Source organism: Wocania ichthyoenteri Th78 (assembly GCF_000789235.1).
Lineage (GTDB): Bacteria > Bacteroidota > Bacteroidia > Flavobacteriales > Flavobacteriaceae > Wocania_A > Wocania_A ichthyoenteri.
Genome location: NZ_KN525716.1, coordinates 734,394 through 750,283, shown reverse-complemented (window position 1 = coordinate 750,283; position 15,890 = coordinate 734,394). Strand labels below are relative to the sequence as shown.

At 31.7% G+C, this 15,890-nt stretch carries 12 protein-coding genes; 8 read left to right on the top strand and 4 right to left on the bottom strand.

What is annotated here, in order from left to right; translation table 11 throughout:
- Nucleotides 1–263 precede the first annotated feature (263 nt).
- The 3 genes from RG22_RS03280 (at nucleotide 264) to RG22_RS03270 (ending at nucleotide 5,611) form a co-directional block, all read left to right on the top strand.
- Entirely contained in the window at nucleotides 264–2,003 is a 1,740-nt protein-coding gene (locus RG22_RS03280; RefSeq protein WP_052143610.1) for a glycoside hydrolase family 3 protein, read from the top strand.
- Between the two features lie 131 nt (nucleotides 2,004–2,134).
- Nucleotides 2,135–3,385 (top strand): serine hydrolase, encoded by a 1,251-nt coding sequence (locus tag RG22_RS03275; RefSeq protein ID WP_052143609.1) that lies wholly within the window; start codon nucleotides 2,135–2,137, stop codon nucleotides 3,383–3,385.
- A gap of 183 nt (nucleotides 3,386–3,568) precedes the next feature.
- Nucleotides 3,569–5,611, top strand: a complete 2,043-nt coding sequence (locus RG22_RS03270; RefSeq protein WP_081997658.1) for a T9SS type A sorting domain-containing protein — start codon at nucleotides 3,569–3,571, stop codon at nucleotides 5,609–5,611.
- A 77-nt stretch (nucleotides 5,612–5,688) separates the two neighbouring features.
- Here RG22_RS03270 and RG22_RS03265 read toward each other — a convergent pair whose 3' ends face one another.
- The 4 genes from RG22_RS03265 to RG22_RS03250 all read right to left on the bottom strand — a co-directional run bounded on the left by RG22_RS03265 (nucleotide 5,689) and on the right by RG22_RS03250 (nucleotide 10,311).
- Nucleotides 5,689–6,579 carry a phytanoyl-CoA dioxygenase family protein gene (locus RG22_RS03265; protein ID WP_034040840.1) on the bottom strand — a complete coding sequence of 297 codons (891 nt, stop codon included), beginning with the start codon at nucleotides 6,577–6,579 and terminating at the stop codon, nucleotides 5,689–5,691.
- A 12-nt stretch (nucleotides 6,580–6,591) separates the two neighbouring features.
- Complete coding sequence (locus RG22_RS03260) at nucleotides 6,592–7,398, bottom strand: alpha/beta hydrolase (RefSeq protein ID WP_034040838.1); 807 nt, start codon at nucleotides 7,396–7,398, stop codon at nucleotides 6,592–6,594.
- Between the two features lie 9 nt (nucleotides 7,399–7,407).
- Nucleotides 7,408–8,526, bottom strand: a complete 1,119-nt coding sequence (locus RG22_RS03255) for a Zn-dependent alcohol dehydrogenase (RefSeq protein WP_034040836.1) — start codon at nucleotides 8,524–8,526, stop codon at nucleotides 7,408–7,410.
- A 111-nt stretch (nucleotides 8,527–8,637) separates the two neighbouring features.
- Nucleotides 8,638–10,311 (bottom strand): amidohydrolase, encoded by a 1,674-nt coding sequence (locus tag RG22_RS03250; protein WP_081997776.1) that lies wholly within the window; start codon nucleotides 10,309–10,311, stop codon nucleotides 8,638–8,640.
- Between the two features lie 662 nt (nucleotides 10,312–10,973).
- Here RG22_RS03250 and RG22_RS03245 point away from each other — a divergent pair.
- The 5 genes from RG22_RS03245 to RG22_RS17205 all read left to right on the top strand — a co-directional run bounded on the left by RG22_RS03245 (nucleotide 10,974) and on the right by RG22_RS17205 (nucleotide 15,767).
- A complete protein-coding gene (locus RG22_RS03245; protein WP_034040834.1) occupies nucleotides 10,974–11,459 on the top strand; it encodes an Lrp/AsnC family transcriptional regulator in 486 nt (161 codons plus the stop codon).
- 217 nt (nucleotides 11,460–11,676) lie between these two features.
- On the top strand, nucleotides 11,677–13,152 hold the full coding sequence (locus RG22_RS03240; RefSeq protein WP_034040832.1) for a sodium:solute symporter: 1,476 nt from the start codon (nucleotides 11,677–11,679) through the stop codon (nucleotides 13,150–13,152).
- Nucleotides 13,153–13,287: 135 nt separating this feature from the next.
- The gene (gene murQ / locus RG22_RS03235; RefSeq protein WP_034040830.1) at nucleotides 13,288–14,097 is read left to right on the top strand and encodes an N-acetylmuramic acid 6-phosphate etherase; all 810 of its coding nucleotides are present in this window, start codon (nucleotides 13,288–13,290) and stop codon (nucleotides 14,095–14,097) included.
- A 31-nt stretch (nucleotides 14,098–14,128) separates the two neighbouring features.
- The gene (locus RG22_RS03230; RefSeq protein ID WP_052143608.1) at nucleotides 14,129–14,704 is read left to right on the top strand and encodes an RNA polymerase sigma-70 factor; all 576 of its coding nucleotides are present in this window, start codon (nucleotides 14,129–14,131) and stop codon (nucleotides 14,702–14,704) included.
- Between the two features lie 100 nt (nucleotides 14,705–14,804).
- Entirely contained in the window at nucleotides 14,805–15,767 is a 963-nt protein-coding gene (locus tag RG22_RS17205) for a FecR family protein (RefSeq protein ID WP_052143607.1), read from the top strand.
- Nucleotides 15,768–15,890 lie beyond the last annotated feature (123 nt).

The window sequence follows — 15,890 nt, the reverse complement described above, 5'->3', positions numbered from 1 at the left end:
CTTATCTAATTGTATACTTTTTTATGAACTAAAAAAAAGATGATGAATTAAAAATATATCGCTAGAGAGTTTTACAAACATTAATAATATTCTTAATAGGGGTTTTGTTATGTTAGACTGACTTACTAGTTATAAGAATATATTTAGAAAGTTTTATCATAATCATAGTAGAAAATTTCCGAAACTCAAAGTTAAAACCTGTTAGTTTTTATTGGAAGTTGTAATCTGAGTATGTTAAAATTAGCAACATTAAATCATTAAATATGAAATTGAATTATTGGAGTAAAATTATTGTAATTGTTTTTAGCGGCATTTATGCGAATTGTTTTGGACAAAATCAAAAAGCAGATATTGACTTTTTGTCTAAAATTAAAGATAATGATAAATGGGTAGATGGAATTATGAAATCGTTATCTCCTAGAGAAAGAATTGCTCAACTTTTTTTTATTCAGGCCTATTCGGATAGAGATGAATCATATGTTGATTCTTTAATGAATGAAGTAGGTAAAGATAAAGTAGGAGGAATTATTTTCTTTCAAGGCGGTCCAGAACGTCAAGCAAAGCTAACAAATAAGCTACAAAAAAATTCGAAAGTTCCACTTATCATTTCTATGGATGCCGAATGGGGCATGGGGATGCGATTAGATAGTATTTCAAATTATCCATATCAAATGACTCTCGGTGCCATATCTGATAATCAACTTATTAATGATATGGGTACAGCTATTGGGGAACAAATGAATAGACTAGGTGTTCATATCAATTTAGCACCCGTCGTTGATGTTAATAATAATCCAGATAATCCGGTAATTAATTTTAGGTCATTTGGGAGTAATAAATACAATGTAACAGAAAAGTCTTATCAATATATGATAGGATTGCACAGTAAAAATATTTTAGCCAATATTAAACATTTTCCAGGTCATGGTGATACAAATACCGATTCACATTTAGATCTACCAGTTTTGACACATGATATGAAGCGGATGGATTCTTTGGAGTTATTCCCCTTTAAAAATTTAATTAATAAAGGGGCAGGTAGTGTTATGGTTGCACATTTAAATGTACCTAATCTACAAAAAAACAAAAAGAATATTCCCTCTACTTTATCACCAGAAATTATAAAAGATTTGCTGAAATCTAAATTAGGATTCAAGGGACTTGTATTTACGGATGCCTTGAATATGAAAGGGGTCACTAAATATTTTGCCCCAGGTGATATTGAAGTTAAAGCCTTATTGGCGGGGAATGATGTTTTATTGTTTTCAGAAGATATTAATCTGGGAATTAATAAAATTGAAGAGGCTGTTAAAGCGGGCATCATATCTCAAGATGTTATTGATTCTAAATGTAAAAGCGTATTAAAACTTAAAAAATGGGTCGGTTTAGATAGTATGGATTCTATAAATATTGATGGATTACATGATGATCTTAATAATGTTAAATATACCCATATCACTAGAAAATTATTTGAACATGCTATTACGACTTTGTCGAATAAAGACAATGCTATTCCAATGCGAAACTTAGATTCCTTAAAAATAGCTTCTTTATCTGTAGGGGTTGATAGCCTTACAATATTTCAAAAAAGACTTTCAAAGCATACTGATATGGATCACTATTTGATTCCTTATAATTCAAGTTTAAAAGAAACAGACAGTATACTAAATAAACTAAAATCTTATGATAAAGTGATACTAGGGATTCACAGTGAATCAGTATTAAGTACTGACGATTATGGTATCGCTGATGCAACTACCAGAATAGTTCATCAAGTATGTGCAGACAATCAGACCATTGTTGTGGCATTTTTGAATGCTTACGCACTTAAAAAGTTTGATAATCTCGAACAAGCTGAGAGTATTGTTTTAACATATCAAAATCATGACTTTCTTGAAGAAACATCAGCTGATATGATTTTTGGAAAATCACCCAGTTTGGGGACTTTACCATTTGATATTGATAGCAGGTATAAATCAGGAATAGGTATTATAATTGAGTAGGTTTGTAATCACATCCTATGTGGCCAATGTAACCAAACTACAATATGGTTTTTATCCATATCAATTATTTAATAAAACAGTTTTGCAATTATTCAACAGAAATATTCTTTAGCCATTAAAATAGATAAACAATGAAAACAAAACCTCTTTTATTTTCAATTGCTGTTTTCTTATATACAAGTTGTTTTGCACAGAAAACAGTTGATGAAAATAAGAAAAAAAATGTCTTTTTAGAAACATTATTGAAACAAGACACAACATTTTATAATAAGTATTTTGGTAAGAATAATACTTATGAAATTCAGATTATTTATACTAAAGTGGATAGAACTAGAGGTAATAGTCCTATTTTTTCTACGTACTTATTTCAAGAGGACTCCTTAAATTATTTTTACCCTGCAAGTACTGTAAAACTACCAGTAGCTGTACTGGCATTAGAAAAACTTCATTTACTTGAGAAAAGAAAGTTGAACAAGTATACTATTATGCAGAATGATAGTGCCTATGCTGGTCAAACTAGAATGTATCAAGATAAAACTACGAAACAAGGGTTTCCCACTGTTGCAGATCATATTAAAAAAATGCTTATTTATAGCGATAATAATGCTTTTAACAGGCTCTATGAGTTTCTTGGACCTGAATATATTAATAAAAGGTTGAAAACATTAGGCTACAATCAAGTGAATATTAGGCATAGATTATCTACACCGTTTACCGTAACTCAAAATAGTTACACAAATCCAGTAGTTTTTTTAAAGAAAAACGGAGATACTGTTTATTATAAACCATTGAAAAAAGATCATTTATATTTTGATAAAGTATCTTTAAAGAAAGGCGTGGGTTATTATGATAATGATTCGCTTATTATGAGCCCAAAGGATTTTAATGTTAAGAGTAAATTTGGGATTAGTAATCAACATGAATTCTTGAAAAAACTTATGTTTCCAAAAGTTAATGCTAGTAATTCAAAGTTATTGCTGGCTTCTTCAGATTATAAATTTTTATATAAATATATGTCAATGTTACCAAGAGAGTCAGGTTATGGTAAACCAGTTAATAGCTATAAAGACTCCCGAGTTAAATATTTTATGTTTGGAAATTCTGATGTAAAGATTCCAGATTATATTAAAATTTTTAATAAAGCAGGTGCAGCTTATGGGTTTTTAGTTGATAATGCCTATATCATAGATTTGAAAAACAAAATAGAATTTTTTGTTTCTGCTGTAATTAATGTTAATAATAATCAAATTTATGATGACAATAACTATGCTTATGAAACCGATGGTTTGCCATTTTTTGAAAAATTAGGTCAAATCATTTATGATTATGAATTACAAAGACCAAGGAAAAAACTGCCAAACTTGAAGGCTTTTTGTTTTTAGTTGGGAGAATTAAGGATTCAATTTGGTTCTAATAATTGAGTCTATTGGCTAAATGTTTTCTTAAAAAGCATGTTGATTATCTTGACTTTTTAATTGAAACTAGTTTAAAATTAATAGGTAAGTAGGGGATTTTTAAGTTTGACTTGACCTATTACTATATATTAATCAAAAAAACGACAAATTATGAAATTAAAATTAATTAGAATAAGTAAAACTTTAATGGTTTTTTTTAGTATGCTATATACATCTAAAATGATAGCACAATGTGGTAGTTCCTTTGTTCCACCGATTTCAGACTGGACCATTCAAGAATCAACAGGAGATGGCGTCGATTTATACCGTTATAATACTACTGATCCTTATGACTATGAAACATATATGTATGTCATTAATTTAAATTGTATTCAAATTGATATTTTTAATGGCGGCATTGCTCAAATGGGAAAGCCTTCAGGAACAAGTATTCAAAATGCTTATAGTCCCACTTTTCAAAAGTATTATCACCCTGCAGCCTATTCAAGGTATTCTGGATTTACTGGTACTGAATACCGTGGAATGGTCAATTTATCCTTTTTTGAATCAAATAGTTTTGTGACTCAATTATCTACAGCAATAAAATACTCATCTTCTGAACCTGTTTTAACAGGAGGAGGATCTACTTTCGAAGGCCCAAAAACTCTAAAATTTAATGAGAATGATGTTGAAATAGGTAATTTTAGCCCTAGTTCAGATTTTGATGTGCAATTGTACAGCGTTTCAGATATGTCTGATGGTAATAGGTTTACATTATTGACAGCAATAGATAATGATGCCTTTGCTGGTAAAGAAACTTTATTAATAATAGGAGAACGGATTTTCGAACCTGGTGATCACAGTATTGACATCCTTAAATCCAAACTAATTTCTGTTTCTCCGTCAATAACTGAGGGGAATATGGCAGTAATAGATGGAGGAGGGTCGTCTACATGGTTTACTCCAAGTGGAAACTCACTTTTTTATCCAGTACCTTACCGGAAAATACCAAATTTCATGGGGTTCAGAAAAAAGGTAAGTAATTCGCCTTTTGTGTCTACTGTTCCTTCTATTCTAATACAATCACCAAATGCACTTACAAGTGTGGCATGTAATGGGACACCACTATTTATAAATTGGATTTCTAATGACCCTTTATCTGGATTTGTTGAGATAACTATTGAGGGAAACAATAGTGGATCCTTGTCATTGGGGAGTACTAATGATGACGGGTTTTATAGCTGGGAAGATGCAGACTTTAGTAGTTTGGCTGGAAATGAGAGTTTTCGAGTAAAACTTGAAAAAGGTGCTGAGATCTTCTACTCTGACTTTTTTAACGTTAATGTTTCAAATTGTAATTTATTAGAGAATGGTGACTTTGAGGATTTAACAGCATTAAATTTTAATACAGACTATAATAATACTGGAAATGATGAGGGTAAATATGGCATACAACCTTACGCTTCCTCATTTCATTCCGGATTTGCTAGTTGTGGTGACCCTACCAGAGATTTCGGCAATATTATGATTGTAAACACTTTTGATACTTCAAACTGTGATCAAAAAATTGTATGGCAGCAAGAGACAACCATACCAGCAAATTTCGGATTAGTGAAATTTCAGTGCCGAGTAACCAATGTCTTGGATGTGAGTTCAACATCTCAGCTTCCTGAGCTGGAATTTTATTACAATTTTGATAATGGCGTTGGACAGGTTTACGCAGGAAGTTTTATCCCAAATATGACCACTTGTGATTGGGGGTTGGTTTCATTTGATTTTCCAAATATACATGCGAACGATAGTGTAACTATTACAATTTATTCAACTAATTGTATTGCTAATGGTAGTGATTTTGCTATAGATGACTTATCCCTAAGATTTGACCCTTATTCTGGTGGTACAAATAAGAGTGCTTATACCGCTAACTTAAATGAATCTAAAGTCAGTATAGCTAAGGCTTACCCAAATACTTTTGAAGATGAAGTGACATTAGCATATGATGTGCCTGAAGATGATACCTATGTGAAACTAGAAATTTATAACTTACAAGGGATTAAGATTAAGGAGGTAGAAGTAACCGGTAATAATAAAGGCAAGAATCATATTATTTGGAACGCTAGTGATAGTAGTAACAGAAAAGTAAAGAAAGGACTTTATGTTTATAAATTAAGAATAGGTAACAACATTCAAACAGGAAAGTTGTTAAAGAATTAATAGAATAAGTTATTATCATTAAAAAGAGCGGATATACCGCTCTTTTTTTGTTTTTTATTTCTTCAGGTGGTACTTTATTAAAACTTAGCAGTATCTAATAATAAAGGAAAAAATTGACCTTCCATTTTATTCCCTTTTTTGACTATTGGAACACCTTTTAATAAGGGATCGTTTGAATCTGAAACTGTCCCATCTGCAAATACGTTTAACACAAAGGCACGTCGTGAGAATTCTGAACTATTTTCATAAGATCCATGTACCATAAGAGGGTGATGAAATGAAGCATGTCCTTTTTTTATCTCTACGGCAACTTTGTTTTTGAATGCTGATTTCTGTTCATCATTTAGGAAATTCTTAAACTCATCCATGGGACCGGTTAAAACAGGTTTGTCTAGTAGACCCCACGTATGGCTTTTTGGGATATATTGTAGGCATCCATTACTTTTGTTTGCATCATCTAGTGCAGTCCAACAAGTTAGGTGCTGCATTTTAACGGTTCGAGTCCAATAGGAATAGTCTTGATGCCACGCGACAACACCACCATGTTTGGCTGGCTTACAGAATAACTGATCGTGCCAAAAGCGTACGGAGCGATTGTCTAGTAATTGACTAGCCGCCATAACAAAAGCGGGATTCCAATTAACGTCGTGAAAACCTGGAGTCACGCGCCAGTGTCCCAATGAATGAAAAAGAGTTTTGTTTGGATCTGTAGATTCATTGGTGTGGAATTCATGAAATAAATCATTACCAGGATGATTTGGATCCTGAATCTTTGCAAGTTCTTCATTGAGTTGGTCAACTTGCCATTCTTCAAGTAGTTTTATATTGGCTAAATAACCAAACTCTTTGAAAAAAGCGACCTGTTCGTTGGACAGTTTGTATTGTTCCCATTCTTGGGATGTTTCTGGCCACTTAAAAAAATCAGAAATTAAACCATGAACTTTAGATAAATCTTTAATTTTAGACATAACTCGTTTATTTTAATTGTTAAATTGATTGAAGAATATTAATGTATCCTTAATGTGTTTTTCCCAGTACTTCCATTCATGAACGCCATCATATTCATAGAATTTATGTGGCACCTGTGCTTTTTCTAGTTGCTGATGTAATAGTCTATTATGCGCTATCATTATATCATTTTTACCGCAATCAAATCTAATATGTGGTAATTTGTTTTTGTGCTTTAACATGATTTCAATAATAGCGGTTTCTTCTTTACCAGATTGATTATATAATGTGATATCTTCTTCAACAAACAAATGCATTTGGTCAATATTTGTAAGGGATGAATGGGCTGAAATGGCTTTGTATTTTTTATGATATTTGGCACCTAATCTGAGTGCACCATATCCTCCCATAGATAAGCCAGAAATGTATAAACTTGATTTATTGCTAGTCATATCGATGTTCTCTATTATGCCTTCGATAACATCCTCGGTAATCCATTGCTCAAAATTAAATCCGTTATGAGGTAAATATGCAGATCCATCACCCCATAAGCCATCTGAAGGCATCACCAAAACCATAGGGTTGATTATGTTCTTTTGCATCATGTCCCAAGCTTTGAGATGAACCCCCGTTTTAAATGGCCAAGCCCAAGCACTTGCATAAACACCGTGTAATAGTGTAACTATAGGGATGTCTTTTAAGTTTTTTAGTGGAGGCACAAATACACAGATATCTCCTCTTCCTTTTAAATTTGGAGTTTTTACGGTAATAAAACGAAGATTATTACTTTCGAACTCAGGGTTTGATATTTCTGTTGATTTAAATTTAGACTTACCCATGGTGATCCATTAATTAAAAACAATGACTCCTTTTGCTGTTTTACCAGACTCCATATCATCAAAAGCGTCTTGTAATTGATCGATTGAGTAAGTTTTGCTAACCATATCATCGAGCATTAACTTTCCTTGTTTATAGTATTCAATGATTTTAGGAAAGTCTGTTTGAGGTTTGCACTGGCCATACAAAGGATTTATATACTTTTTGTCCCATTCAAACAAAGTCATATCTATTAATACCTGCTCTTCAATGCCACTGACCTGTATAGCGGTTCCTGCATTTCGAATCATCGCAAGAGGTGCCGCTCCAAGTTTGGGTATGCCTGTACATTCAAAAGCATAGTCTGCTCCTCTGCCATTAGTTAATGTTCTTACTTCCTGTGAAGTCTTGATAAGCCCGTTATCGTCTTTACTTGCTAATATCGTATGAGTTGCCCCAAATTCTTTAGCCATTGCTAAACGATTTTCATGGACATCAATGGCCACGATCATTTTGGACTTACACAGCTTAGCCGCTTGAATAATATTTAAGCCAACACCACCTGCACCTATAACAACTGTGGAATCTTGAGCCGTTATTTTAGCAACATTCATAACCGAACCAAATCCAGTCATAACGCCACAGCTTATCATACTAGCTGATGCATGTGACATATTCGGCAAAGGATTTTTTACAACTGCAATCTCTTTAACTAAAGTATATTCTGAAAGTGTTCCAATATTAAAAGACCGCAATATAGGTTGTCCTTTCCATTTAGTTCCTTCTAAATGTGCGTGACCAGAGTTATACCCATTGGAACCTGCAATAACAGGAGAGTTGTTTTCACAAAGATGTTCGTTTTCTTTATGGCATTGATAGCAATGTCCGCAGGGAGTTGCCCAGTTTAAAATAACAGGATCTCCAATAGCTACACTTCTAACTTTTTTGCCAATTTGAGTAACGATCCCTGAACCTTCGTGTCCCATGACCAAAGGTTTACCCCAATGTAAAGAATTAAGATCTGTATGGCACAGACTGGCCGCTTTTATTTGTATTATAACTTCTTCATCCTCAGGTTTTTCTATGTCAATAGTTTCTATAGAAAATGTACCGTTACCTTTAGATATGGCTGCATTGCAAGATAGACGCATAGGATATGTTTTAATTACTTTATTGATTGTTATTTTATTCTAATAGCCGCTATTCGAGACTAGACTTTAAATTGTTTTTTAGGTAAATGGTAATTACATAATTCGATGTTTTTATTTTTCACTTATATCAAAAACTTTTTTACCACCAACATAGGTCTTTAATACTTTTACTTTATTTAGTTTTTTAGGATCTATTGCCATCAAATTGTCACTTAAAACAACAAAATCTGCTAATTTACCTGGTTCAAGGGTGCCAGTTTTATACTCGTTAAAAGCTGCATAAGCAGCATTCTTTGTATATGCTAATAAGGATTGTTCTACGGTTATTTTTTGCTCAGGAACCCAACCGTTAGGATTTTTGTCATCTAGAGTTCTTCTGGTCACGGCTGCATAAATTCCCTCTATGGGATTTGCTGGAGCTACGGACCAATCACTTCCAAAGGCTATCAAGGCACCTGAATCTATAAGCGATTTGAAGGCATATGTGGTTTTTATACGTTTAGGACCAATTAATTTTTCTGCCCATCTTCCGTCATCAATTGCGTGATATGGTTGCATGCTAGGAATAATATTCAATTTTGAAAATCTAGCAATGTCCTTTTCCGAGATGTGTTGGGCATGTTCAATTCTAAACCTCTTGTCTTGTAAGTTGTTTTCTTTTGAAATGGTCTCATACAGATTTAAAAGTGAGTTGATGGCTTTATCACCAATGGCGTGAATCATAACTTGAAGTCCAGATTTATCAGCATTTGAGATGCACTTGTACAAATATGACTCGTCATTTACAAAGAACCCTGAATCGTCTGGGGTATCTATGTAGGGGTTTTCAAATGCTGCAGTATGTGATCCAAGTGATCCATCAACAAAACCTTTTAGACCTCCTATTTGAAGCCACTTATCTCCTTTGCCATGTTTATGAACAAGTTCTTTCACTTCATGCCATTTGTCTAAGGGCATTACCGAATAAATCCTTAAATCTAATGCACCTTCACGCTGTGCCGTTTGATACGTTTGGTAGTCACTAATGGTACCCATGTCATGTACTGATGTTACACCATTCGAAAACAGATATTCAGTGGCTTCTGCCAAAGCTTTTCTATTTTGATTTTTACTGTATGATGGGATTTTATCAAGTACGAGGAACATGGCATTATCCTTTAGGATTCCCGTAGGTGTTCCGTCTTCATTTCGAACAATAGTTCCACCCTCAATATCTAATGTGTTCTTGTCTATACCAGCTAATTCTAAAGCCAAGGAATTTGCTAATCCCATATGTCCATCTAATCGGCAAATGAAAACAGGATTATTCTTTGAAAAGCTATCTATCCATTCTTTATGTGGTAGCTCACCACCCCAAAGAGTATGATCCCAATTCCCTTCCAAAATCCATGTGCCCGGATCCTTATCTTGTATATAAGATTCAATAGTATTAGTGAATGCTCTTTTTGAATTTGCCAGTCTGAGTTGAACACTCGAAAGACTATGTCCTGATTGCATTAGATGTACATGAGAGTCTATAAAACCTGGTGTAACAAAAGCATTTTTAAAGTCAATTATTTTGGAATTAGAGTGTTTGTATTTATAAATATCTTCATTGTTTCCTATTGCTAGTATTGAATCCCCTTTTATAGCCATGGCTTGTGCAGTAATCTGTTTGTCATTCCCAGTCCATATTTTTGCGTTAATAATAATTTTATCGGCCTCTGGCGGTTTATTTTGGCATGCTTCAAATAGGGCAAAAGTGAATGTAAATAATATTAAAAACAATAATAATTTTCGTACCATAACAGTTATTTTGATTAGATCTTTTATTTTCAAATCCATAGTTGACCTTTAGTGTTATTAATTGTTGACTTAATCGATACCCGTATCGAAAAACAGTATCAAGTTTTTTCTATTCTTTACAGACTAATTTCATATTATAGCTTGTGTGGATTTAACCAGTTGGTAACCTGAAACATTGTATTTAAATCCTTTTTTGGCTAGTATTTAGAGAAACTCCATCAATCATTTATAAATACTAGATTTGGTGTTTTTGGGTTCATACAAGATATCCACTATGATAGTTAATGAATACGATTTTTTATTAATGTAAATAGCAAATAATTCTCATGGACTTCAATGCTAGTTTGGTTATATTATAAGTCAGTTCAAATCTATAAAGCCCCTATTTTTGAGCTAAAGAATAATTATTAAGGCTCTAGACCAGAAGATTTATTAACTACTTCAAATTTAAAGACATTTAAGGTGGGGCATAAAGGTGTTATCTTAGTTTTTTTATGTAAATAACAAATTTTGAATAATGGTTTTTATCAGTTTAGTTGATAGATCAACAATGTGAATAAATTTAAAAAAATTACGTTTTAGCTATAATTATTGGAAATATTTCATTTAATATGTGAATTATTAAAATTATTTCATAATATTGTGCATTGATAAATTTTTAAATGGATAGAAATAGCTTCTCAATTGACACTATTGATGTTAAAATTATTTCAGAATTACAAAACGATGGTAGAAAATCTTTTTCTGAGATAGCGGGAAAGTTAAATTTGGCCGTTGGAACAGTTAGTAATAGATACAATAGATTAGTACGTGATAAAATAATTCATATTATAAGCTGGACTGATCCACTTAAGGCTGGATTTAATTCATATGCTAGAGTAAATATTGAGGTAAAACCTGCCTTGGAACTTAATAAGGTGGTAACAGCACTTATGAAAATTAGTGATGTTAGATTTTTAGCATTGATATCAGGAAACTATCAAATTGAAATTAATGTATTATGTAAGGATAATGTTCAAATGGTGGATATGATTCAAAATAAAATTCATAAAATAAAGGGGGTTCATAACACGAACACTACTGTGTATTTTAAAGTGTATAAATGGGCTTCTCAGAATGTATCATGGTCACCAATTGATAAACCCTAAATTAAAGATTATTTAAAAATATTCTACATGTTATATGTAGAATGAGTATTAACGAATTACGCCAAATAATGTTAACTAGTTTAGATTTTAGGAAATCTAAGAGTAGTCTGCTGTATCTACTCAAAAATGATTTTCTCATTCCCAAATTCCATGTGTTTATTAAGACTATATTTAAGTCGCCTTTTTTCGATGTTCAATTTAAACTGTCTTTTGAAGTATGCGGACGTCAATAGGGGTTGCAATTTTTATTATATACATATCAATACTTTTATTGATTGCATATTTATCAAGCGACAAGGAGAGTAATAATGATTTATTTTTCACGTCTAATCGTGACGCCAAATGGAGCCTTGTTGCATTTGGAATGATAGGTGCCTCACTATCCGGAATCACTTTTATTTCTGTTCCAGGAGAAGTCGGTAACAACAACTTTTACTATTTACAGATAGTAATTGGCTATATGGTTGGCTATACTGTAATTAGCTATATATTAATTCCATTATACTACAAACTTAAATTAGTTTCCATTTATGAGTATTTGGGTAACAGGTTCGGTAGAACTTCACAAAAAGCAGGAGCTATTTTCTTTTTAGTTTCTCAGGCGGTAGGTGCGTCATTGAGGTTGTTAATTGTGGCCTTAGTGCTTCAAAAAATATTATTTGACAACCTGAATATTCCGTTTGAAGCTACTGTTATCTTTATATTATTTTTTATTTGGTTGTATACAAAAAATGGTGGTATTAAAACCATAATTTATACAGATACGCTACAAACGTTATTTATTTTAATAGCCTTATTTACCATGTTGATATATATAATGGATCAGATCAATGTTACTTCTGTCGATTTATCCAATATTCTGATATCTCAATTGCCCGAATTAGTTTTTAATTGGGAGTTTAATGAGGGCTCAAATTTTTTCAAACAATTTATTGCAGGGGTGTTCATTGCAATTTCTATGACTGGACTAGATCAAAATATGATGCAAAAATCACTTGCTTGTAAATCCATAAAAGAGTCACAAAAAAATATATTATTTTTTAGTATCGCTTTGTTTTTAACTAATCTATTGTTCTTAATCTTGGGGTTTTTACTTTTTGAATTTATTAAATTCAGAAATATTTCTTTTCCAAAAGATGTTTCGGGAGAATTCATTAATACGGATCAAATATATGGTACTCTGGCATTAGAACATACTCCTGAATGGATTGGAATCATATTTTTACTAGGTGTCATTGCCGCATCTTTTTCAAGTGCAGATTCATCTATGACGGCACTTACAACTTCTGCATATCAAGATTTATTTTTTAAAGTAAAGAAAAATCCAAAGAAGCTAAGGAAACAAATTCACATGGTTGTGGTTTTTGTGGTTTTAATCATCATACTGTGCTTCTATTATATTAAGGATGATAGTATTATAAACTATGCTCTATTAGCGGCTGGTTATACTTATGGTCCTTTATTGGGGTTATTTACTTTTGGTTTAGTTACAAATTATAGAATTAAAGAAACTAAGGTTCCTTTTATCTGTATTTTATCTCCCATTTTAACATTCGGTATTAGTGAATTTACTTTGGATTTCTTGAATTTTAATATAGGTTTTCTGGTGCTGCCTATTAATGGATTAATAACTTTTTTCTTGCTGCTTATGATCAAAGATAAAGCGCTATTTTCAAAATCAATTTTTAAATAATTTTATTCAACCAAATGTTAAACAAATTAAGCGGATATTACTATAAATATGGTTGTAAGTTAAAAGTAATACCTAATTTTTAATTGATATATGCCTTTGCTTTATATTATAGGCATGAAAATTTAATATGTAATTATGGAACATTTTATTAAAACAACAGAACAAGAATCAAGTTATAAAAATTTAGAGAAAATGGATACAAACCTCATGCTGCTAAATATTAATAATGAAGATAAAAAGGTTGCATATGCAGTTGAAAAGCAAATTTCATCAATCACCATATTTGTTAACCAAGTTGTAGATCGGATGAGTCGTGGTGGACGATTGTTTTATATTGGAGCAGGAACTAGTGGAAGGTTGGGAATCCTTGATGCTTCAGAATGTCCTCCAACCTTCGGAGTTTCAAAAGATATGATCGTTGGTCTTATAGCGGGAGGAGAGAAAGCTATTCAAACCGCCGTTGAAAATTCTGAGGACGATAAGGATCAGGGATGGAAGGATTTACAAAGTGAAAATGTGAATTCTAAAGATAGTCTTTTAGGAATCGCTGCATCTGGCACAACACCTTATGTTCTCGGCACTCTTAAAAAGGCTAAGGATGAAGGTCTTTACACTGGATCCATGTCGTGTAATAGAAATGCACCTATTTCTGAATTAGTTGATCTCGCTATTGAAGTCGTTGTGGGTCCAGAGTTTTTAACAGGTAGTTCTCGAATGAAGGCAGGAACAGCACAAAAATTAGTTCTTAATATGATTTCGACCGCTATTATGATAAAAATGGGAAAGGTAAAAGGAAATAAAATGGTGAATATGGCGCTTAACAATAAAAAGTTGATAAACAGAGGAGTAGGTATTATTATGGAAGAGCTCAATATTGATGACATCGAGGCTTATAGACTTCTTTCAAAATATGGTTCTGTTAAAAATGTTTTAGATCAATGTTAAGTTTATTATATTTAATCCTTAAAATGTAGCTTTGAATTCCGATAATATAAAAACCATATCAGACGAGGAGTTAGTTCTTTTAATGCAAAACGGAAATCATTCTGCATACAAAGAACTATATAATCGCTATTGGTTAAATTTGTTCAGGATTGCATATTCTAAAATTGGAGATAAAGATATTTGTGAAAATATAATTCAAGATATTTTTACTAATCTATGGGTTAGAAGAGAAAAAATTATTTTAAGTAAAAAGTTATCCGCATACCTTCATACTGCACTAAAGTATGTAATTATAAATCATTTTAATGCAATAAATGTTAGAAGAAAGTACTCTGCTGAAAAATCAAAAATCAAAAATATTAATAGTTATAATACTGAAAGACTTGTAGCCTATAATGAGTTATATACTGCAATTGAGAATGAGGTTAATAATCTGCCAAATAGGTGTGCTGAGGTTTTTAGATTGAGTAGATATGAAAATTTATCTAACAAGGAAATAGCAAAAAAGCTTGAGATATCACCAAAAACAGTTGAAAATCAAATTACTAAAGCTATTAAGGTTTTAAGACTTCATCTTAAAGAGGTTTTATCATTATTTATACTCTAAAAATAACAAACCTTTTTATATAAGAAAACATAAAAAGATTAAAGGCATATAGGGGGTTTTTGATTTTGAACTGACTTACTAATTATATTTATCAATTCACATGAAAAATAAAGTTACAGAGCTAATGATTAAGAATTACCTTTCTGGAATTTGTTCAGAAAGAGAAAGGGAAATTGTTGAGATTTGGTATGACGGTCTAGAAAAGTCATCAGGCTCAGAGCATCTGAATTTGGATGAAGCAGAAATGAATTTATTAGGAAAGAGGATATTTGAAAACGTTATTAAAGTAAAAAAATTAAATTGGTTTAATAAAAATATCCAGAGTATTCGTATTGCGGCGTCTATTTTAATTTTTATCTCTATTGGAATTTTATCTTATTACTCAATTCATGGTAATGATTTAAACATGAAAGTAACTGATCATGCTTTAAGATCCCGCATTGTTTTAACAGATGGAAGTGTCGTAGTGCTAAATTCATCTAGTGAATTAAAATACCCTAAGAGTTTTGATGGTAACAAGAGAGAGGTTTTTTTGAAAGGCGAAGCTTTTTTTGAAATCACTAAGAATAAAGATAAACCTTTTATTGTACATACAGAAGATTTAGATATTGAGGTTTTAGGCACAAGTTTTAATGTAGATGCTAGAAGTCAAAAAGATTCTATAATTATCTCAGTAAAGGAAGGGAAGGTAGCAGTTGTGGATAAAAAATCTAAGAACAATAATAATACTAATAAACAAATATTATTACCTAATGATCAATTGGTTTATAATAAAACACAAGATAATAGCTATAAAAAACAATTTAGTAAAATCGTTTGGCATGAAGACAAGTTGAAATTTAATAATCAAACGCTGCTTTCTATTTCTAAGAGCTTTGAGGAATGGTATAATGTGAAATTTGAGTTTATTAATCCACAGTTAAAACAATGTGTTTATACAGCTAATATTGAAAGTAATGTTACAATTTTTAAAGCTTTGGATTTATTGAGTTCAGCACAAAAATTTGATTATGAAATTAAAGACGGTAAAATAAAAATATCTGGAAAATCTTGTAATGACTAAATAACTTAAAAACCCACTTAAATATGAAATAACTCAACAATTACAAAAAAAACCGGAAGATGATTCTTCCGGCTCATTTTAATCAAACGCCACGCCAATGGCATTTAATTAGTACTAACGAAT